This window comes from Shewanella insulae, from assembly GCF_009831655.1.
Classification (GTDB): Bacteria; Pseudomonadota; Gammaproteobacteria; order Enterobacterales; family Shewanellaceae; genus Shewanella; species Shewanella insulae.
The window spans coordinates 1-20,233 of record NZ_WRPA01000023.1; the positions used below are offsets into that span (position 1 = coordinate 1).

Consider the following 20,233-nt stretch of genomic DNA (forward strand, 5'->3'; position numbering starts at 1 on the left):
GAAACCATAGCATTGTGGTCCCACCTGATCCCATCCCGAACTCAGAAGTGAAACGCAATTGCGCCGATGGTAGTGTGGGGTCTCCCCATGTGAGAGTAGGTCATTTCCAGGCGCCTAATTTAGTATCTCGCGTAAGCGTTTTACTAAAGGAGCGGTAGTTCAGTTGGTTAGAATACCGGCCTGTCACGCCGGGGGTCGCGGGTTCGAGTCCCGTCCGCTCCGCCAACATTAAGACGAAAGCCCTAGCAGTGATGCTAGGGCTTTTTTCGTTGTGTGCTAAAAGCCTATAACCGAGAGCCGGAAGTTCAGTTGGTTAGATTCTTAATAAACAGGAAGCGGGCTGTCTCGCGTGCCGAAGGCACACGGGCCGGAATGCCGGATCATCGGTCCCATCCTCCCCAGCTCGTTAATACTCCGCGCGCATGAGCACATCGCTGTGCGATATGCGCCCACCAACATTAAGACGAAAGCCTCAGCAGAAATGCTGAGGCTTTTTTCGTTTCTGACTTTTCAAAATGCCTATACGTTAAGTCATCTAAATTCTGTATCTAATAGCCTATCCGCATCGCTAGCTTGTGATGCTGGCGGAGATCGTTGAGCCACCACTGCATCTGGCCTTTAAAGTGTACAGCACGAAGGAGTTGAGGCTAACAGGACCATTCCTACTAGTTTGTACATAAGTTCTCTTTTGCTTAGAACTAAAAATGCTGTAAACAGGGCATAACGCCTAGTAGCATGAATATCGAGCGAGCCGCCAGTTTGTCTATTGCTATTCCACGCGGCCTTACCTACCTTATGGCCAAGTGAAATGGCTTAGTTTCAAGGGATGGATATGAAAATAGAAATGATCTGCACCGGTGAAGAGGTGTTGTCCGGACAGATAGTCGATACCAATGCGGCATGGGCGGCAAATGCCTTGATGGACCAAGGTATAGAGATGCAGCAGCGGATCACGGTAGGCGATAGATTGGACGATCTGGTCGAGGTGTTTCGTCAACGCAGCGAGCATGCCGATGTCATCCTTGTGAATGGCGGGCTCGGGCCGACGAGCGATGATATGTCGTCCGAGGCGATGGCGATTGCCAAGGGTGAGCCCTTGGTCGAGTGCACCCTGTGGCGCGAGCGTATTCAGGAGTGGTTTACTCGTAATGGGCGACACATGCCTGAGAGCAATCTGAAACAGGCGATGTTACCCGCTTCGGCCATAATGGTGGACAATCCAGTGGGTACTGCCTGTGGCTTTCGTGTGAAGCTTAATCGTGCCTGGCTCTTCTTTACTCCGGGTGTGCCATTCGAGTTTAAGAAGATGGTTACCGAGCAGTTTATTCCTTTTGTGGAGCAGATCGCCGATAGCCATGTGGAAGTCGAGGTGCAGAAACTACTGACCATAGGTCAGGGAGAATCAGCACTGGCGGATAAGCTCGAAGGCATGTCTTTGCCGCAAGGCATGACCTTAGGCTATCGCTCCTTCATGCCCTATATCGAGATTAAGTTGTTTGCCCGAGGGGAAGCAGCCATCGGCGAATTAGACAGAGTGAAGGGCGAGGTGATCGCCCGTCTAGGTAATGCGGTCGTCGGCCACAACGTCACCTCGCTGGCACAGGTGATCCATAACGGACTGCTGGCTTCGGGTAAGCGTTTAAGTATTGCTGAGTCCTGTACCGGGGGCATGATAGCCAATAATCTGGTGGCCTTTGCCGGCAGCTCCAACTATCTGGACCAGGGACTGGTGACCTATAGCAACGAGTCTAAGGTGCGCGTATTAGGGGTTAAGCCTGCGACCCTTGATGACCATGGTGCAGTATCTATCGCCACGGTTGAGGAGATGGCCAAGGGCGCCAGAAGTCTGCTGGACAGCGATTATGCACTGGCGACCAGTGGTATTGCCGGGCCGGATGGCGGCAGCGAGGCTAAGCCAGTAGGGACTGTTGCAATTGCATTGGCTACCCGCCAAGGTGTCTATAGTCAGATGCTTAAGTTCCCGGCGCGCTCCCGGGAGCTGGTGAGACAGCTGAGTACGGCGGTTGCGCTTGATATGCTCAGGCGTGAGCTGCAAGAGTCGCCCGTATTGGTCGACTACTCCTCTTATCGGCGATTTGCAAGATAGCTAAATAGACTAGCCAAGGCGCCACGCATCATGGCGTCTTAATCTTTAATCCTTAATCAGAGTTGCCTCAAGAAAAGTTGCCTCAAACAGAGAGGCTCGCGAGGTGAGATTAATCCTTAAAGATAAGATTAATCTTGCCCGGAACGACCTGGATACGTTTGGTCATCTCGGCGATAAGCGCCTGATTACCCTCTTGGGTATCGAGCACATACACGGGCTGGGTCTCGAGGAAATGGGTCATGAATCCCATGATCTGAGGACTCACCTGGCCTATGGCCTGTTCGAGTTCCTTTGGGTTAGATCTCAGACTCACCAAGTTGAGTTCCTTTAGGTAGAGACCGTGCAGATCGGCTTCATACCAGGGCTTGGCCTCGAACTCGGCCGTCATGGTAGCATCGATGGGCATCAGCGGGTTGGCCACCTTGATTAGACTGTTGGCCGTGATCGCCATGGTGTCAGCCTTGTGGCCAAGCTTGACCTTCACATCATTGATCTTCATCTCTATGCCAAAGAAACGATTACCCTCTTTGACCTCGAAATGCATCTCGTCGTTCAGGTAGTTGGTGAGCTGGCGCTCGCTGATGCTGTATTGACTGACACATGCAGTCAGACTCAGCATCAGCAGGCCTACTAGGCTAGGCTTCTCATTACCCCGTGTTTCTCATGCCCGCCGCCACACCGGCGATGGTGAGCATCAGTGCCAGCTCGACATTGCTTGAGCCGGCCTCTTCCTTCCGAGTTCGGGCCAGTAGCTCTGCCTGGAGGAAGTTAAGTGGATCGATATAGGGGTTGCGTAGCTCTACCGACTCACGATTCCAAGGCGTGTGCGACATCAGGGCGTCGGATTGGGTTAGTTCCAATACCACCTTGATCCCCGTCGCCATACGGCTACGCAGGGCTTCGCCGAGATGATGTAGCTCTTTTGGCACCAGACAGGTCTCATAGTACTTGGCCAGGTTAGGCTCGGCCTTGGCGTAGACCATCTCTAGCATTGAGATGCGTGTTTCGAAGAATGGCCACTGCTGCTCCATTTCCCTTAATAGGTCGAGCTCGCCGTGGTCGGCGGCCTGTTGTAATGCCTCGCCTGCTCCCAGCCAGGCGGGGAGCATCAAGCGGTTTTGCGACCAGGCGAAGATCCAGGGGATCGCACGCAGGCTCTCGATACCGCCATCCACACGGCGCTTGGCGGGGCGACTACCCAGCGGCAGTTTTCCTAGCTCGACTTCTGGGGTTGCCGCGCGGAAGTAGGCGACAAAGTCGGGCTCCTCACGCACTATGGCGCGGTAGGCGGTGACCGAGTCACTGGCGAGTCGCTCCATCGCCTCACGCCATTCCGGCTTAGGCTCCGGTGGTGGCAACAGGGTGGCTTCCATCACGGCCGAGGTATAGAGCGCCAGGCTCTGCACCGCCAGCTTAGGCAGGCCGAACTTGAAGCGGATCATCTCCCCTTGTTCTGTCACTCGGATGCGGCCATCTACCGATCCTGGTGGCTGTGACAGGATCGCCTTATGGGCTGGTCCGCCACCACGGCCTATGGTACCGCCACGGCCGTGGAACAGGGTGAGTTTTATATCTGCCTGAGAGCAAACCTCAACCAGTTTTTCCTGCGCACTGTATTGTGCCCAGGCGGCGGCCATCACACCGGCATCTTTAGCCGAGTCTGAGTAGCCTATCATTACCTCCTGGCTGCCCTTGCAGTAGCCACGGTACCAGTCGATGGCGAATAGCGCCGAGATACAGCTGGAGGCGTTATTAAGATCCTCTAGGGTCTCGAAGAGTGGCACCACGCGCATGGGGTGCTGACATCCTGCCTCTTTCAATAGTAGGAGGACTGTCAACACATCCGAGGGTTGGCTGGCCATGGAGATGACATAGGAGCCCAGGGCCTTAGGTGACTGGCTGGCGATCAGTTTGACCGTGCTGATCACCTCGGCGACCTCGGCACTCGGCTCCCAGTTGTGGGGGATCAACGGGCGTTTGCCGCTCAGTTCCCGTAGCAGGAAGGCCTGTTTCTCATGCTCGTCCCAGTGGTCGAAGTCGCCAAGGCCCAGGTAGCGGGTCAGCTCGGCGATGACGTCGCTGTGGCGCTGTGCATCCTGGCGGATATCCAGGCGCAGCATATGGATACCGAAGCAGGCCAGACGACGCAGCATATCCAGCAGCAGGCCGTTGGCGATCAGGCTCATGCCCGACTCGGTCAGGCTGCGGTAGAGCAGGGTCAAGGGCTGCTTGAGATCGTCCTCGTGCCAGATAAGGCTATCGAGATCCACCTCAGGCGAATGCCCCTCGAGACGGGCATTTAGGTAATCTATGGTGTCGCGTAGTTTTTGTCTTAGTTCCCGCAGCACCTCGCGGTATGGTTCATGGCTGTTGTCGGTGAGAGCCAGTAGTTCTTCATTGGCCTCCTCCATCGACAGCTCGTTGACCAGCAAAACCACATCCTTGAGATAGAGGCGCGCCGCGGTGTGGCGGTTACGATCGAGCACCTCTTGGGTGACCTTGGCGGTGACGAAGGGGTTGCCGTCGCGGTCGCCGCCCATCCAGCTAGAGAAGCGGATGGGGGCTATGTCGCTGGGTAGCTGTTTGCCGGTGCGCTCTTCGACCTGTTCGTTGAGTTGGCGCAGGAAGTCAGGAATCGCTTGCCAGAGCGATGCCTCTATGGTGCTCAGTCCCCAGCGGGCTTCGTCGACCGGTGTGGGGCGCTCGTGACGTATCTCGTTGGTGTGCCAGATCTGGGCGATAAGCTGTCTGAGTCTGAGGTGATTCTGTTTTTTCTCGCGCTCGGTGAGCTGGGGGTTCTCCAGTGTAGCCAGACAATCGACCACGGCGGAGTATTTTTGAATCAGGGTGCGACGGGAGATCTCTGTAGGGTGCGCCGTAAGTACAAGATCGATATCCAGTGTCTGCAGGCACTCGAGCATCTTATCTTGGTCTATGCGCCCATTTAGCATGCGGCCCAGGAGTTGATCCACAGGATCGGGAACGCAGACCAGCTCGTCGCAGTTGCGGCTGATGGTATGGAACTGCTCGGCGATATTAGCCAGGTTGAGAAACTGGTTGAAGGCCTTGGCAAATGGTACCAGTTCTTCGTCGGGTAATGCGGCCAGTAGGGTAAGCATCTGTTCCCTGGCGGCATCGTTGCCTTGGCGTGAGCTCTTGGCCAGGTGTCTGATCTGTTCAATCTTGTCTAAAAAGGGCTCGTCCATGTGTGTGCGAATGGTATCGCCTAATATTTGGCCTAAAGTGCCCACATTGGATCGCAGCGACGCGTACATATCTGTCATAAATGCTCCATACCCACTAGTTAATCAATCACCATACCTAGGCTATCAGGTTTAGGTCAATACGGCATATCTTCATATCGTATGCTTATGTGTTCTATATCACCTTGCATGAATTTTTTATGGCGTCTTTATGCAGGCGTGGTAAATCAAGTGTTTTAGCAAGTCGACGGTTTTGTTGATGTAGGCGGTGTCCAGGTACTCATCTGGCTGATGTGCCTGCTCTATGCTGCCCGGTCCCCAGACCAGGGTTTGACAGCCCAGTTGCTGAATATAGGGAGCCTCGGTCGCATAGTTGACTACCTCGGGGGCCTGATTCGACAGCTCGGCGACCAGTTGTGACCATTGGGCGTCCGCCTGTCCCGCGAAGGGCTGGGAGCCGGGGTAGAGCTGGCTTATGCTGATGGCGCCAGGATAGCGTTGACTCAGCTCGGCCAGATATTGGGTGAGAAGTTGTTCCAAGACCTCTAACGGCAGGCCGGGCAGGGGGCGGATATCCAGGTGCAGATCGCAGCAGCCGCAGATGCGATTGGCGGCGTCGCCACCGTGGATATGGCCAAAGTTCATGGTGGGATAGGGGACGCTGAAGGCCTCTTCGCGGTAGTGCTCCGCCAGGTGTTGCTTCAGCTTGAGTAGCTGGCCTATCACCTGATGCATGATCTCTATGGCGTTGAGTCCCTTGGCGGGATCCGAGGAGTGACCGCTGCGTCCCGTGATGCGAATGCCTTGGGCCAGGTGTCCCTTATGCATGTAGACAGGCTTAAGGCCGGTGGGCTCACCTATGAGTGCATATTCAGGCGCGATAGCCTTAGACTGGGCGAAGGCCTTGGCGCCATTCATCGTGGTCTCTTCATCGGCGCTGGCGAGTATGTAGAGCGGCCGGATGAAGTCTTGGGTCGGCATCTGGCGCACCGCCTCTAAGACAAGGGCGAAGAAGCCTTTCATGTCGCAGCTGCCCAGTCCATACCAGCGATCATCCTTCTCCGTCAGGGTAAAGGGATCCTGACTCCAGCGTCCCTCATCGAAGGGCACAGTATCTGTATGTCCCGCCAGTAGTAGCCCACCGTGTCCCTGGCCGATCTTAGCCAGCAAGTTGTGTTTGCCCCGTGTGTTGGGAACGGGATGTATCTGGCAGTCGAAACCCAGATCGTCGAGCCACTGGCTCAGCAGGGTTACTACGCCTTGGTTGCTCATGTCGAGCTTGGCTTCGAGGGCACTGATGGACGGCGTGGCGATCAGCTCGCGAAAGGATTGTTTGATGTCGGGAAAGGTTTTCATCATTTGACCCAATTTAATTTAAAAATATCTATTCAATATTATTGCATAATTAGTTTGTTGTGTTAGTCTATCAAACAGCTAAAACGAGCGCCATTATTAAAGGCTTAACTTAGAGATAAAAAATGAACAATTTCTTCTTACTTTTTGCATATAAGGTTAGCTGTAATCACTTCCTGCGACGATAATCTTGTCATATTGGTATCTATACCAGGGCTTAAGCAGTGCCCCTCTCTTTTTTACCGTTAACACAATATAGAAGTCATAAAGTATGAAAAGCATAGCGATAATTGGCGCCAGTGGTTACACGGGTGCTCAAGTTACTTCACTGATCCAGGCCGATGATCAGCTTAAGATTCAAGGCCTCTATGTTTCTGAAAACAGCCTGGATAAGGGCAAAACTCTGGCTAGCCTGTATCCGGTGTACAGCCATATCGATCTTAGCCTGGTGCCGCTGACCGAGCAGGCCAAGCAGACCATAGTCGATGAGGCCGATGCCGTAGTATTGGCGACCGACCATGGTGTGAGTCTACATCTGGCGGCCTGGTTTTATCAGGCGGGGCTGGCGGTGTTCGACCTGAGTGGCGCCTACCGTTTTGTTGATAGCGAGCAATATCCCAAATGGTATGGTTTCGAGCATATCTATCCGGAGGTGTTGGCGGAGGCCGTCTATGGCCTGGCCGAATGGAACGCCGCGGCGATAGCCGCCAGCAAGATGATTGCCGTGCCTGGGTGTTATCCCACGGCCTCACTGACGGCACTAAAACCCCTGAAAGATCTGATGACAGACAGCCTGCCGGTGATCAACGCCGTCAGCGGCGTGACTGGCGCCGGCAGAAAGGCGCAGCTGCACACCAGTTTCTGCGAGGTGAGCCTGACGCCTTACGGCGTACTGGGCCATAGACATCAACCCGAGATAGCGACTCAACTAGGGCAGCAGGTGATCTTTACTCCTCATCTAGGCAATTTTAAGCGAGGCATCCTGGCCACCATTACCGTGCAGATGAAGCCCGGAGTGAGCGAAGCCGATATTGCCAAGGCCTATGAAGTGTATGAGTCGGCACCTCTGGTGAATGTGTACCATAATCAATTTCCTAAGGTTGACGATGTGGTGCATACCCCCAACTGTCTGCTGGGATGGAAGTTCGATCCCCTCAATGGCTATCTGGTGGTGGCGAGCGCAATCGACAATCTGATGAAGGGTGCGGCGAGTCAGGCGCATCAATGCATAAAGATTCATTTCAATTATTAATCTTGTCACCTGTGAGAGAGAAGTAGCTATGTCGGCAAATAAGAAAACCTTAGTGCTCAAAGTGGGTGGCGCCCTGATGCAGTGTGAGATGGGCCTGGCGCGCCTGATGGCAAGCGCGGCGAACATAATCGAGTCAGGACAATCTGTCATCTTGGTGCATGGCGGTGGTTGCCTGGTAGACGAGCAGCTCGAGGCCAATGGCATGGAGACGGTCAAGCTGGACGGTTTGCGTGTCACCCCAGAAGAGCAGGTGCCCATTGTTGTTGGTGCGCTGGCGGGCACCTCCAACAAGATCTTGCAGGCCAGTGCGGTCAAGGCCGGTATTACCTGTGTGGGCATGAGCCTGTGTGATGGCGCCATAGTGAAAGGCAGCATCAAAGACGAACAACTTGGCTTTGTGGGCGAAGTGTCACCCAATGACCCGACTTATTTGAACTTCTTGCTGGCCCAAGGTTGGATGCCGATTGTCAGCTCGATCGCCGTAGATGGCGATGGAAACCTGCTGAACGTCAATGCCGATCAGGCGGCGACCGTGATTGCCAAGTTGGTGGAAGGCCAGCTGGTGCTGCTGTCCGACGTGAGCGGTGTGCTCGACGGTAAGGGGCAGCTGATCAAGACCCTGGATAAGGCCCACGCCGATGAGCTGACCAAGTTAGGCGTCATCGAGAAGGGGATGAAGGTCAAGGTCGAGGCGGCATTAGAGGTTGCACAATGGATGGGACAGCCGGTACAGGTCGCCTCATGGCGCGACGCCGAGCAGTTGAGCGCGCTGGAGAAGGGCGAGTCTATCGGCACTCAGGTTATGCCACATTAATTAAACGGAACATGAGAAGAGTATTCATCTAGGAGTATATATATGAATCACCTACTATCGATAAAAGAGCTTACCCAGCAGCAGCTGATCGACTTACTCGCCCTGGCGAAGACGATCAAGGCCAACCCAGAAGACTATCGCAAGGCACTAGACGGTAAGAGTGTGGTGATGTTATTCGAGAAGCCATCGCTGCGAACCCGCGTAAGCTTCGATATCGGCATCAATAAGTTAGGTGGTCATTGTCTCTACCTGGATCAGCAAAACGGCGCCCTGGGCAAGCGTGAGCCGGTATCCGACTTTGCCGCCAACATCTCCTGTTGGGCCGATGCCATAGTGGCGAGAACCTTTGCCCACTCCACCATAGAGCAGCTCGCCGAGCATGGCAGCGTGCCTGTGATCAACGCGTTGTCGGACATGTATCACCCCTGTCAGGGATTGGCGGACTTTCTGACTCTGGCGGAACAGTTCGATGATGTCAGCAAGGTGAAGCTGGCCTATGTTGGCGATGGTAATAATGTGACCCACTCGCTCATGTATGGCGCGGCGCTGCTGGGTGCCAAGATGACGGTGATCTGTCCTCAAGGACACTTTCCCGACGGTCAGGTGGTGCTCGAGGCGCAAGCTATTGCCGAGGCTCATGGCGGCGAGTTGGTATTGAGCTCAGATGTCGAGGCGATCGCCGGCCATGATGCCATCTATACTGATACCTGGATCTCCATGGGAGACAACGCCAGTCTAGACGAGATCAAAGCCAAATTTGCGCCTTATCATGTGGATACCAACATGATGAACAAGGCGGGTGCCAGATTCTTCATGCACTGCCTACCCGCCTACCGTGGCGTCGAGGTGGCTGCCGAGGTGGTCGACGGGGCCGGCTCACTGATCTTGCAACAGGCAGAAAACCGCATGCATGCGCAAAATGCCGTGTTAGTGACCCTACTGAGTTAACGAACCTTCCCAATGGCGATTGGGTCAACGAATTGAGTATTTAGGAAAACGAAATGTCTATCGAAAACAACAAAGCATCGGTGAAAAAAGTGGTATTGGCCTACTCGGGTGGTCTGGATACATCGGCGATCATTCCTTGGCTGAAAGAGACCTATGATAACTGTGAGATCGTTGCCTTCTGCGCCGACGTGGGTCAGGGCGAGGCCGAGCTTGAAGGCCTGCATGAGAAGGCGATCGCCTCTGGCGCGTCCGAGTGCCATATCGTGGATCTGAAAGAGGAGCTGGTGGCCGATTATATCTACCCTACCATAGCGACAGGTGCTATCTACGAAGGCACCTATCTGCTGGGTACCTCTATGGCTAGACCTATTATCGCCAAGGCTCAGGTGGAAGTGGCACGTAAAGTGGGGGCCGACGCAGTGTGTCATGGTTGTACCGGTAAGGGTAACGATCAGGTGCGTTTCGAAGGCTGTTTCGCCGCCCTGGCACCGGACCTTAAGGTGATCGCCCCTTGGCGTGAGTGGAGCATGGTGAGCCGTGAAGATCTGCTGGACTATCTGGCGGAGCGCAACATAAAGACCACAGCTTCGGCCACCAAGATCTATAGCCGTGACGCCAACGCATGGCACATCTCCCACGAAGGTGGCGAGCTGGAAGATCCGTGGAACGAGCCAAGCAAAGAGGTGTGGACCATGACGGTTGCGCCGGAAGATGCACCCGATGAGCCAGAGTATGTGTCGGTAGAGATGCAAGCCGGCCGTATCACTAAGGTTAACGGCGAAGAGCTCACTCCATATGGCGCTCTGATGGCACTCAACGAGATCGCCGGCGCCCATGGTGTAGGGCGTATCGATATCACCGAAAACCGTCTGGTGGGCATGAAGTCTCGTGGCTGCTACGAAACCCCTGGCGGCACAGTTATGTTCGCCGCGCTAAGAGCGATCGAAGAGTTGGTACTGGACAAGAGCAGCCGCGAATGGCGTGAGCAGGTGGGTGCCAAGATGGCGCACCTGGTCTACGACGGTCGTTGGTTTACGCCTTTGTGTGAGTCCTTGCTGGGGGCCTCTCAGCCACTGGCGAATCTGCTAAACGGCGAAGTGGTGCTTAAGCTTTATAAGGGCCAGGCGCAGGCGGTGAAGAAACGTTCTCCTAATAGCCTGTATTCTGAGGAGTTTGCGACCTTTGGTGAAGACGAAGTCTATAACCAGAAAGATGCGGAAGGCTTCATTCGTCTCTATTCATTGGCGAGCCGTATCCGGGCGTTAAACGTCAAGTAGAGTCGACTAGGTAATGAAGGGGCGGCGCACGCCCCTTCATTTTAAGAGCAGAATTTAGAGCTTATTTGAGAGCTTATTTGAGAGCTTATTTGAGAGCTTATTTGAGAGCTGATTTTAGAGGATAGTGAGATGGCGTTATGGGGCGGAAGATTTAGCCAAGAGAGCAGTGCACTGTTTAAACTTTTCAATGACTCCCTGCCGGTCGACTATCGGCTGGTGGAAGAAGATATCGTCGGCTCCATTGCCTGGGCCGATGCCATTACCGGCGTGGGTATTCTCACCCAGGAAGAGTGTCAGTCACTCAAGCAGGCTTTGCAAGAACTGCTGGCCGAGGTAAAGGAGCAGCCGGAGAGCATCCAGGCTTCGGGCGCCGAAGACATTCATAGTTTCGTCGAGCAGTCCTTGATCGCCAAGGTCGGGGACCTGGGTAAGAAGCTGCATACTGGTCGTTCGCGCAACGATCAGGTGGCGACCGATCTTAAGCTCTGGTGTAAGAAGGAGGGTCAGGCCCTGCTCGAACTGCTGGCACAGTTAAAGGCAGCCTTGCTGTCACTTGCTGAGCGAGAGCTGGATGCCGTCATGCCCGGTTATACCCATCTGCAGCGGGCGCAGCCTGTGGCCTTCGGTCACTGGTGTCTGGCCTATGTGGAGATGTTTGAGCGCGACATCAGTCGTCTGCAAGACTGTCTGCAGCGCCTGGATACCTGTCCGCTGGGTACGGGGGCGCTGGCCGGTACCGCCTATCCCATGGACAGACATGCACTGGCCAAGTCATTGGGTTTCGCCGCACCAACCCTCAATAGCCTAGATACTGTGTCCGACAGGGATCATGTGGTCGAGTTATGTTCAGATGCCGCGATCAGCATGATGCACCTGAGCCGCATGGCCGAAGATCTCATCTTCTTCAACAGTGGTGAGGCGGGCTTTATCGAGCTTGACGATCAGGTGACCTCAGGCTCTTCGCTGATGCCCCAGAAGAAGAACCCTGATGCGCTCGAGCTGATCCGTGGTAAGACGGGCCGGGTCTATGGCAGCCTGATGGGGATACTGACCACAATGAAGGCCCTGCCTCTGGCGTACAACAAGGATATGCAGGAAGACAAAGAGGGCCTGTTCGACGTGATGGACAGCTGGTCTATCTGTCTGGAGATGGCGGCTCTGGTGCTCTCTGGCTTAAAGGTGAACAGAGAGAATACCCTGTCGGCGGCTCAGCAAGGCTATGCCAATGCAACCGAGCTGGCAGACTATCTTGTAGCCAAAGGCATGCCGTTCAGAGAGGCGCATCATGTGGTAGGTGAGGTTGTTGTCGAGGCGATTGCCCAGAAGAAGCCTATCGAAGAGTTTGAGTTGGCTAGCCTGCAGGCGTTTGCTGGTGTCATTGAGGAAGACGTGTATCAATGTCTGACGATTGACTCTTGCCTAGCAAAACGTGAGGCCTTGGGTGGCACCTCACTCACTCAGGTTAAGGCTGCGTTGGCCGCCAAAGGTTAAGTTGGATAACTTTTGTCTATTCAATCGATTAAAAAACCTGCAGTCGCAGGTTTTTTTACATCTAAAGTTTTATCTACACCAAAAAATTGGCGCTATGAATTCACTGAAAAATGGCCTAAGCCTAGAGGATTTCACTGGGCTGGTAGTGAGTGGTACCAGCCCAGTTGGTGACTATTGGAAGAGATCTTCCACAGAATCGTCGATAAAGATATCTTCCTGAGTCTGTGCCTCGGTGGCAAATTCCTTAGGCTCGGTTCCCTGGATGAAGTACTCGAACTTACTGGTGTAGTCTGTTTTACGGCTTAACTTACCCGTGGCCAGATCTATACGGGCCGAGACAATGCCTTCGGGCGGTACAGAGGGGAGTTCGGGTGTGCCTTGAAGGGCATTTTTCATAAACTCGTTCCAACCTGGGCCAGCTGTCTTGGCACCGGCCTCGGCACCCGAGATCTGATCTTTCGCGCCGTTGGTGTTCCAGGCGGTGCGGCCTAATTCTATGCTGTGATCGTCGAAGCCAACCCACACGGTAGTTGCCAATGTGGGTGAGAAGCCACTGAACCAGGTGTCTTTAGACTCGTTGGTGGTACCTGTCTTACCGGCGATATCGCGGCGATTCACCACGCGCGCGGCGCGCCAGGCTGTACCATTCCAACCTGTCCCCTTACTCCAGTCGCCGCCGCCCCAGATAACACTCTTCAGGGCCTCGGTGATCAAGAAGGCGGTCTGCTTGCTGATGATCTGCGGTGCGTGGCGAGCCGTGCTCGGACAGTTAGGATCATCTGACGCCAGATCTTCAGGGGCTGAGAGGTTTTGGTCAGAGAGCTCTTGTGCCATGGCGGCAAAAGGATCGTCCGATGGCATCGCCTGCAGTTCAGGTTGCTCAGGTGTACAGGCCAGAGTGGGATCGGCTTCTTCTAGCATCTGCTCGTAGGCGTTGTCGATACGCTTGATAAAGTAAGGTTCGACTCGGTAACCGCCGTTGGCAAATACAGAGAAGGCGGTGACCACCTGTAGCGGTGTCACCGAAGGAGAACCCAATGCCAAAGATTCATTTTTCGGCAAATCTTCGCGGTCGAAGCCGAACTTGACCAGAGTGTCTATGGCGCTTTCTAGTCCGGTATAGCGCATGGCTCGCACCGACATGACGTTGATCGACTGTGCCAGCCCGACCCTTAGTCGAGTCGGTCCGGTGTACCTATCGGGCGAGTTTTTAGGTCGCCATGCGGTGCCCTGGCGTATGTCGGCATTATTGATGGGAGCGTTGTTGATCAGCGTAGCCAGGGTATAGCCTTTCTCTAGCGCGCCTGTGTAGATAAAAGGCTTGATGTTAGAACCCAGCTGGCGCTTCGCCTGGGTGACGCGGTTGTACTGGCTGGTGTGGAAGCTGTAGCCGCCCACTAGTGTCTTGATGGCACCGTCCTTAGGATCCAGTGAGACGATGGCACTGGCCACCTCTGGAATCTGTGATAGCTGCCAGATGTTCCCGTTGTTGCGGATCCAGATCTGCTCGCCTACCTTGAGGATCTCGCCAGCGGTCTTAGGCGCCTTGCCTTGACGTTTGTTGCTGATAAACTTGCGCGCCCATTTGAGGCCTTCCCAATCCAAGGTGAGGGCCTCGCCCTTAGCATTGATGACCTTGACGCTCTGCTCGGCGACCTCGGTCACGGCGGCGGGCTCTAGCCCTTGGAAACTCTTGGTCTGCTTAAGCTGCGCGACGATTTCGCCTTGTTCTGGTCTGACTTGATTGGCCGACTCGCCTTGCCATAACACCTTGGTTGCGCCGCGGTAGCCGTGGCGTTCGTCATAGGCGTAGACGTTATTACGCAGCGCCTCTTGTGCCAGTAGCTGCAGGCGAGAATCGACTGTGGTGTAGATGTTGTAACCGCCGGTATAGGCCTCCTCTTCGCCAAGCATCTCAACCAGATAGTCGCGTGCCATCTCTGAGATATAAGGCGCGTAGAGCTCTATCTCGGCACCATGATACCTGGCCGTGACAGGGGCCTTGATCGCCTCTTGGTACTCTGCTTGGGTAATGTTCTCTTTCTCCAGCATGCGGTTGAGTACCCAATTACGGCGATTCATTGCACGGGCTGGGTTACGTATGGGGTTGGCGGCAGAGGGTGCCTGGGGCAGGCCCGCAATCATGGCCATCTCTGGCAGTGTGAGTTCTTCGAGCTCCTTACCATAGTAGACCTGGGCGGCGGCGCCGACACCATAGGCACGGTTACCCAGGAAGGAGCGATTGAGATAGAGGGTTAAGATCTCTTTCTTATTCAACGCCTTTTCGATTTTCAGTGCCAGAAAGATCTCTTTGATCTTACGTATGTAGGTCTTTTCTCTGGAGAGGAAGAAGCCGCGAGCAACCTGCTGGGTGATGGTACTCGCCCCCTGACTCTTCTTCCCTGTGGTCGCCAAAATAAAAGCGGCACGAATTATGCCTATAGGATCTATGCCTTTGTGTTCGAAGAAGCGGGCATCTTCTGTGTCGAGGACCGCATTAATTAATTGTTGCGGAACCTGCTCATATTCGACTGGTATACGGCGTTTTTCGCCAAATTGTGAAATGAGTTTGCCATCAGCGCTATAAATTCGTAACGGAGTTTGCAATTTTACAGTTTTAAGAGTGGTAACATCGGGGAGCTCGGGCAGCACATAAAAATAGGCCGCGGCAATTGCGCCAATACCCAAAAGGGCAAGGCTAAATAGAGCGATGGTAATTCGTTTAAACCACTTCACCAGATAATTCCAATAAATTTAGCAGGCACAATAGTATATAAGGCGAGCAGCTATTGGTGAAGCAAAAATGGTTGTCAAAAAAATGGCAATTGTAAAAGTTACAAACATTTTGTACAAATATCTATAACGAGTTGATTTTGTGCTAATCTAATCCCAGAAACTATAACAAAAGTGACGATGGACTATGCTTTCAAATTTATGGAAGCGTCAGGCTCCGCAGATGGTCGGGATCGATATCGGTTCCCACGAGATAAAAGCAATACTGCTGAGTAAGACTGCTGACGGTTATAAAATTTTGAGTCACGCAGCGGTGCCGGTTAAAAAAGGCGCCGTTAATGATCATGAAATAAGAGATGCTGATGCGGTATTAGAGTCCTTAAGGCTGATCAGACGATCTTTGCCTAAGAGTGTGAAATATGCGGCGGCTGCGGTTTCGGGGTCGGCTGTGATGACCAAGGTGATCTACATGGATGCTTCACTCAGTGAAGAGGAAATGGAGACACAGATCGAGATCGAGGCCGATAACCTTATTCCTTATTCACTCGATGAAGTCAGCATAGATTTTGAAACTCTCAGTGTTAACAGCGCCGATCCTTCCAAGGTAGATGTGTTGCTGAGTGCATGTCGTACCGAGAATATCGATGCCAGGGTCGATAGCCTGGACGACATTAATCTCGAAGCCAAAGTGATTGATGTTGAAGGGTATGCTTTGGGGCGTTCTTTCGAGTTGGTCGCGGCTCAGTTACCGGATGGCGCCGAAGATAAGGTGGTCGCCTTGGTCGACATTGGTGCCAACATGACGACCTTCGCCGTGGTAGAGAAAGGCGAGACGACCTTCATTCGTGAACAAGCCTTTGGTGGCGAACAGTTTACCCAATCGATCTTATCTTTCTATGGCATGTCCCATGATCAGGCGGAGAAGGCTAAACTCGAAGGCGATTTACCACGCAACTATATGTTTGAGGTGCTCTCACCTTTCCAGACACAACTGCTACAACAGATTAAGCGCACCTTGCAGATTTACTGTACTTCTAGCGGTAAGGATAAGGTCGATCATATCGTCTTATGCGGTGGTACCTCTAAGTTGGAAGGCATGGCTAATCTGCTGACTAACGAACTCGGCGTTCATACCATTATTGCCGACCCTTTCTTGGGTTGTTTGCATGCGGACGAGCAAGTGAAGACTCAACTACAGCCCAATATTAATAAATACATGGTCGCGTGTGGATTAGCGCTGAGGAGTTACTCTCAATGGCGAACATAAACTTATTGCCCTGGCGCGAAGAAGCGAGAGAAAAACAAAAACGCGATTACCTGGGAATATTAGCTGCTGTATTTATCGGTGCGGCATTAGTCGTTTATTTAGCCTTGACCGTTCTCGATATGATGACCGAAGAGCAGAGGGGAAGAAATGCCTACCTGCAGGGTGAAATTCAGCTATTAGAAAAACAAATTGCCGAAATCAAAAAGATTCGCGAGCGTAAAAAAGATATCGAGCGTCGTACCGAAATCATATTAAATCTACAACAGGCACGAAATTTACCGACCCACGTATTAGATGAGTTGGTGCGCGTCGTGCCGCCTGGAATATACCTATCCAGTATCGAAAAGAAGGGTAGCCTGTTGTGGATCCAGGGACGCAGCGAATCCAATAACAACGTCGCCAACATGATGCGTAAGATCAAGGCCTCTATGTGGTTGCATGATCCCAACATGCAGTCGATCGTGTCGCAAAATGATGAGATGCGTCAATTACAGCGTTTCAGTCTAAGGGTCTCTATCGGTGAAGAAGGTGCAGATGATGCCAAAGCAACACAAGGAGCGAGCAAATGAAACTCGATCTGAGTGAATTCAATGATATCGATTTTGAGAACATTGGTGGTTGGCCGACCCAGGTTAAGGTCGTATTTGCCGCTTTCTTGGCCATTCTGATTTTCGTCGCAGGCTATTTCCTGTTTGTTTCTGACTCCATAGACACTCTAAAGCGTGAGCAAGATAAAGAAATCACCTTAAGGGATGATTTTAAAGCAAAATATCAATTGGCGGCTAACCTCAAGCTGTATCGAGAGCAGTTGGCTGTGATGGAAGTTCAGTTCGCCGAGCTGTTGAAAATGCTGCCGTCGCAAAACGAGATGCCTGGTTTACTCGATGACCTGACCTTTGTCGCGACCGATTCGGGACTGGGGATTCAGAGCCTAGAGTGGCAGGAAGAGATACAGCGTGATTTCTATATCGAATTTCCTATTAGCATGTCGGTAACCGGTAATTATCATGAGATGGGACATCTGGTGAGTGGCGTGGCTAAGCTACCCCGTATCGTCAGTCTGCATGATTTTGTGATAAGACGCAGTGATAGCGGCGAACTCGCGATGGAAATTTTAGCTAAGACCTATCGTTTCAAAGAGGGGGCCCAGCTCCCTAAGAATAAGAAGGCGAAGGGGGCGAAGAAATGAAGAAGCTACCTTTGCTAATCTTAGCCGTGATGCTCGCTGGTTGTATAGGTGACCGCAGTGATCTCGAATTATTTGTCACTACGACCAAGGCCCAACATGTCGCGCACGTGCCTCCTTTGAAGGAGCCGCCAAAGTTTGAACATTTTGCCTATCAGGCAGAGTTGATGCGTAGCCCCTTCGTACCGCCTTCAAGAGAGTTGACCGAAGAAGTGGTCGACACGACCAAAGATTGTTTGCAGCCCGATCTGAAACGGCGCAAGGGTCGCCTAGAGACTTATGCGCTGGATAACCTTAAGATGCGTGGCACCTTGAGCGAAGATAACGATATCTGGGCCTTGATTGAGACGAATGATGGCAGTGTATATCGCTTGGGTGTGGGTGAATATGTTGGCTTGTATCACGGGCGAATTGCTAAAGTTACACAGCAAATGGTCGAAATAGTTGAATTAATTCCAGATGGGACAGGTTGCTGGGCTGAGAGAATGAGCAACATGGAACTGACTGGTGAATAACAAAGCGAAGGATGAGGGAATAATGGAATCTTCTGCCGCGAAAAGCGTTTTATTTAAAAAGTCCCCCCTGTTTAAAGTGGCCTTTGGCTTGGCTTTATTACTGGGTGTGGCGCCGTATTCTTCAGCTGCGAACCGTCTGATTGATGTTAAATACCATTCGATTGTCGATCACCAGTTAGAGTTACAACTGGTGTTTGAGGAAGCGGTCAAGGAGCCTGAGATCAATCTCAATGCTTCACCTGCACAGATCATACTGGGATTTGACGATAGCCTGTCTGGACTGGAAAAAGACAAACTACCGATCAATAACGTGGGCGTTAAGTCCATGTCTACGATGCAAGAAAACGATCAACTCAAGGTTATGCTGGATCTGGCTAAGGTGAAGGCATATCAGGGTAAGGTATTAGGTAATACCTATCGTTTAACGATAAACGATGAGGTGGCCAGTCGTAGTGATACCGCCGCCAATCCTTTTGTAAATGGCATTAAGAACATCGATTTCCATCGTATGGCTGATGGTGGTGGCGAGCTGCTGGTTAAATTGAATAACTCCTCTGTCGCGGCCAATGTGCAGCAGGTTGGCGCCAAGCTTGAACTTAAGTTTTACAACACAGACATTGGCTCAGATCTTCTGTATGTCATGGATGTTCAAGACTTTGCCACGCCGGTTAAGAGCTTCGAGACCTTTAAAGATGAATTGACGTCGCGCTTGCTGGTGGATGTTTCCGGTCAGTATGAGTACAACTATAAGCAGGAAGGTAACCTGTTTAGACTCAACGTACGCAAGGCCGAGCGCGCAGCTGTGGTCAAAGAGGAGAAGAAGTATGAGGGGCGTTCGCTTTCTCTTAACTTCCAAAGCATCTCGGTTCGTACCGTACTGCAGATCATCGCCGACTATAATGATTTTAACTTAGTGACCAGTGATACGGTTGAAGGGGACATCACCCTGAGGCTGGATGATGTGCCTTGGGATCAGGCGCTTGATCTGATTTTACAGACTAAGGGGCTGGATAAGCGTATCGAAGGCAACATTCTGATGGTGGCGCCAGCCGAAGAGATCGCTATTCGTGAGAGCCAAGAGCTGAAAAACCAGCAGGAAGTGAAAGAGCTGGCACCGCTTTACTCTGAATACCTGCAAATCAACTACGCCAAGGCGACCGATATTGCCGAGTTGCTAAAAGGGGAAGATGCTAGCCTGTTGTCTGCCCGTGGCACAGTGGCCGTGGACGACAGAACCAATACCCTTTTGGTGAAAGATACCGAAGAGAGTCTGGAAAACATTCATCGTCTGGTTGAAGTCTTAGATATCCCTATTCGTCAGGTGTTGATCGAATCACGTATGGTCACCGTAAAGGATGACGTCTCCGAAGATCTTGGTATCAAGTGGGGCATTACGGATCAACAAGGTAACAAGGGAACCTCAGGTAGCCTGGAAGGGGCGAACGATATTGCGAACGGTGTGGTGCCCGATATCGGTGACAGACTGAATGTGAACTTGCCGGCCGCAGTTACTAACCCAACCAGTATCGCCTTCCATGTGGCCAAGCTCGCCGACGGTACCTTGTTGGATCTTGAGTTGAGTGCACTGGAGCAAGAGAGTAAGGGTGAGATCATCGCCAGTCCTCGTATTACGACTTCTAATCAGAAGGCTGCTTATATCGAGCAGGGTGTTGAAATTCCTTATGTCGAATCGGCTTCTAGTGGTGCGGCGACGGTTCAGTTTAAGAAGGCTGTATTATCGCTACGGGTAACGCCACAGATCACCCCGGACAATCGCGTGATCTTAGATCTTGAGATCACTCAGGATTCTCAGGGTAAGACGGTAGATACACCGCTTGGTCAGGCCGTATCTATCGATACTCAGCGTATCGGTACCCAGGTGCTGGTGGATCATGGTGAGACGATTGTGCTTGGTGGTATCTATCAGCAACAACTGATCAATCGTATCAGTAAGGTGCCTGTATTGGGGGATATTCCATTCTTAGGTTATCTCTTCAGAAACAGTACTGATAAAAATGAGCGTCAAGAGCTGTTAATCTTTGTGACACCTAAGATCATCTCTGAAGAGCTCTAATCAGAATCACATA

The 20,233-nt window shown here is 52.5% G+C and carries 15 protein-coding genes, 1 tRNA gene and 1 rRNA gene; 13 read left to right on the forward strand and 4 right to left on the reverse strand.

Features of this window, described 5'->3' with window-relative positions:
* From rrf to GNT65_RS18495, 3 genes are all read left to right on the forward strand, one after another.
* A 5S ribosomal RNA gene (gene rrf / locus GNT65_RS18485) occupies positions 1-112 on the forward strand; the annotation flags it as partial.
* Positions 113-148: 36 nt separating this feature from the next.
* Positions 149-225: transfer RNA gene (locus tag GNT65_RS18490), tRNA-Asp, on the forward strand.
* Between the two features lie 607 nt (positions 226-832).
* On the forward strand, positions 833-2,107 hold the full coding sequence (locus tag GNT65_RS18495; protein ID WP_160798676.1) for a CinA family nicotinamide mononucleotide deamidase-related protein: 1,275 nt from the start codon (positions 833-835) through the stop codon (positions 2,105-2,107).
* 109 nt (positions 2,108-2,216) lie between these two features.
* Here GNT65_RS18495 and GNT65_RS18500 read toward each other — a convergent pair whose 3' ends face one another.
* The 3 genes from GNT65_RS18500 to argE form a co-directional block, all read right to left on the reverse strand.
* Entirely contained in the window at positions 2,217-2,726 is a 510-nt protein-coding gene (locus GNT65_RS18500; protein ID WP_160798677.1) for a YceB family lipoprotein, read from the reverse strand.
* 28 nt (positions 2,727-2,754) lie between these two features.
* The gene (ppc, locus tag GNT65_RS18505; protein ID WP_160798678.1) at positions 2,755-5,391 is read right to left on the reverse strand and encodes a phosphoenolpyruvate carboxylase; all 2,637 of its coding nucleotides are present in this window, start codon (positions 5,389-5,391) and stop codon (positions 2,755-2,757) included.
* A 117-nt stretch (positions 5,392-5,508) separates the two neighbouring features.
* A complete protein-coding gene (argE, locus tag GNT65_RS18510) occupies positions 5,509-6,666 on the reverse strand; it encodes an acetylornithine deacetylase (protein WP_160798679.1) in 1,158 nt (385 codons plus the stop codon).
* Positions 6,667-6,934: 268 nt separating this feature from the next.
* On the opposite strand from argE, the gene argC reads away from it, so the two are divergent.
* The 5 genes from argC (at position 6,935) to argH (ending at position 12,445) form a co-directional block, all read left to right on the forward strand.
* Positions 6,935-7,915: an N-acetyl-gamma-glutamyl-phosphate reductase gene (gene argC, locus GNT65_RS18515; protein WP_160798680.1), complete on the forward strand. Its 981-nt coding sequence runs from the start codon at positions 6,935-6,937 to the stop codon at positions 7,913-7,915.
* 28 nt (positions 7,916-7,943) lie between these two features.
* Positions 7,944-8,729 carry an acetylglutamate kinase gene (gene argB / locus GNT65_RS18520; protein WP_160798681.1) on the forward strand — a complete coding sequence of 262 codons (786 nt, stop codon included), beginning with the start codon at positions 7,944-7,946 and terminating at the stop codon, positions 8,727-8,729.
* A gap of 42 nt (positions 8,730-8,771) precedes the next feature.
* The gene (locus tag GNT65_RS18525; RefSeq protein WP_160798682.1) at positions 8,772-9,677 is read left to right on the forward strand and encodes an ornithine carbamoyltransferase; all 906 of its coding nucleotides are present in this window, start codon (positions 8,772-8,774) and stop codon (positions 9,675-9,677) included.
* Positions 9,678-9,730: 53 nt separating this feature from the next.
* The gene (locus tag GNT65_RS18530) at positions 9,731-10,954 is read left to right on the forward strand and encodes an argininosuccinate synthase (protein WP_160798683.1); all 1,224 of its coding nucleotides are present in this window, start codon (positions 9,731-9,733) and stop codon (positions 10,952-10,954) included.
* 129 nt (positions 10,955-11,083) lie between these two features.
* On the forward strand, positions 11,084-12,445 hold the full coding sequence (gene argH, locus GNT65_RS18535; RefSeq protein ID WP_160798684.1) for an argininosuccinate lyase: 1,362 nt from the start codon (positions 11,084-11,086) through the stop codon (positions 12,443-12,445).
* 171 nt (positions 12,446-12,616) lie between these two features.
* On the opposite strand, the gene GNT65_RS18540 is transcribed toward argH, so the two are convergent.
* On the reverse strand, positions 12,617-15,181 hold the full coding sequence (locus GNT65_RS18540; RefSeq protein WP_160798685.1) for a PBP1A family penicillin-binding protein: 2,565 nt from the start codon (positions 15,179-15,181) through the stop codon (positions 12,617-12,619).
* A 184-nt stretch (positions 15,182-15,365) separates the two neighbouring features.
* Here GNT65_RS18540 and GNT65_RS18545 point away from each other — a divergent pair, with 184 nt between their 5' ends.
* From GNT65_RS18545 to GNT65_RS18565, 5 genes are read left to right on the forward strand one after another with little or no spacing between them, the layout of a single operon-like run.
* A complete protein-coding gene (locus GNT65_RS18545; protein ID WP_160798686.1) occupies positions 15,366-16,445 on the forward strand; it encodes a pilus assembly protein PilM in 1,080 nt (359 codons plus the stop codon).
* Positions 16,433-17,014 (forward strand): PilN domain-containing protein, encoded by a 582-nt coding sequence (locus GNT65_RS18550; RefSeq protein ID WP_160798687.1) that lies wholly within the window; start codon positions 16,433-16,435, stop codon positions 17,012-17,014. Before GNT65_RS18545 ends, GNT65_RS18550 begins: the two co-directional genes overlap by 13 nt.
* Positions 17,011-17,634 carry a type IV pilus inner membrane component PilO gene (locus GNT65_RS18555; RefSeq protein WP_160798688.1) on the forward strand — a complete coding sequence of 208 codons (624 nt, stop codon included), beginning with the start codon at positions 17,011-17,013 and terminating at the stop codon, positions 17,632-17,634. The genes GNT65_RS18550 and GNT65_RS18555 overlap by 4 nt, the downstream gene beginning before the upstream one ends.
* Positions 17,631-18,146 carry a pilus assembly protein PilP gene (locus GNT65_RS18560; protein ID WP_160798689.1) on the forward strand — a complete coding sequence of 172 codons (516 nt, stop codon included), beginning with the start codon at positions 17,631-17,633 and terminating at the stop codon, positions 18,144-18,146. The genes GNT65_RS18555 and GNT65_RS18560 overlap by 4 nt, the downstream gene beginning before the upstream one ends.
* Before the next feature lie 22 nt (positions 18,147-18,168).
* Positions 18,169-20,220: a type IV pilus secretin PilQ gene (locus GNT65_RS18565; protein WP_160798719.1), complete on the forward strand. Its 2,052-nt coding sequence runs from the start codon at positions 18,169-18,171 to the stop codon at positions 20,218-20,220.
* Positions 20,221-20,233 lie beyond the last annotated feature (13 nt).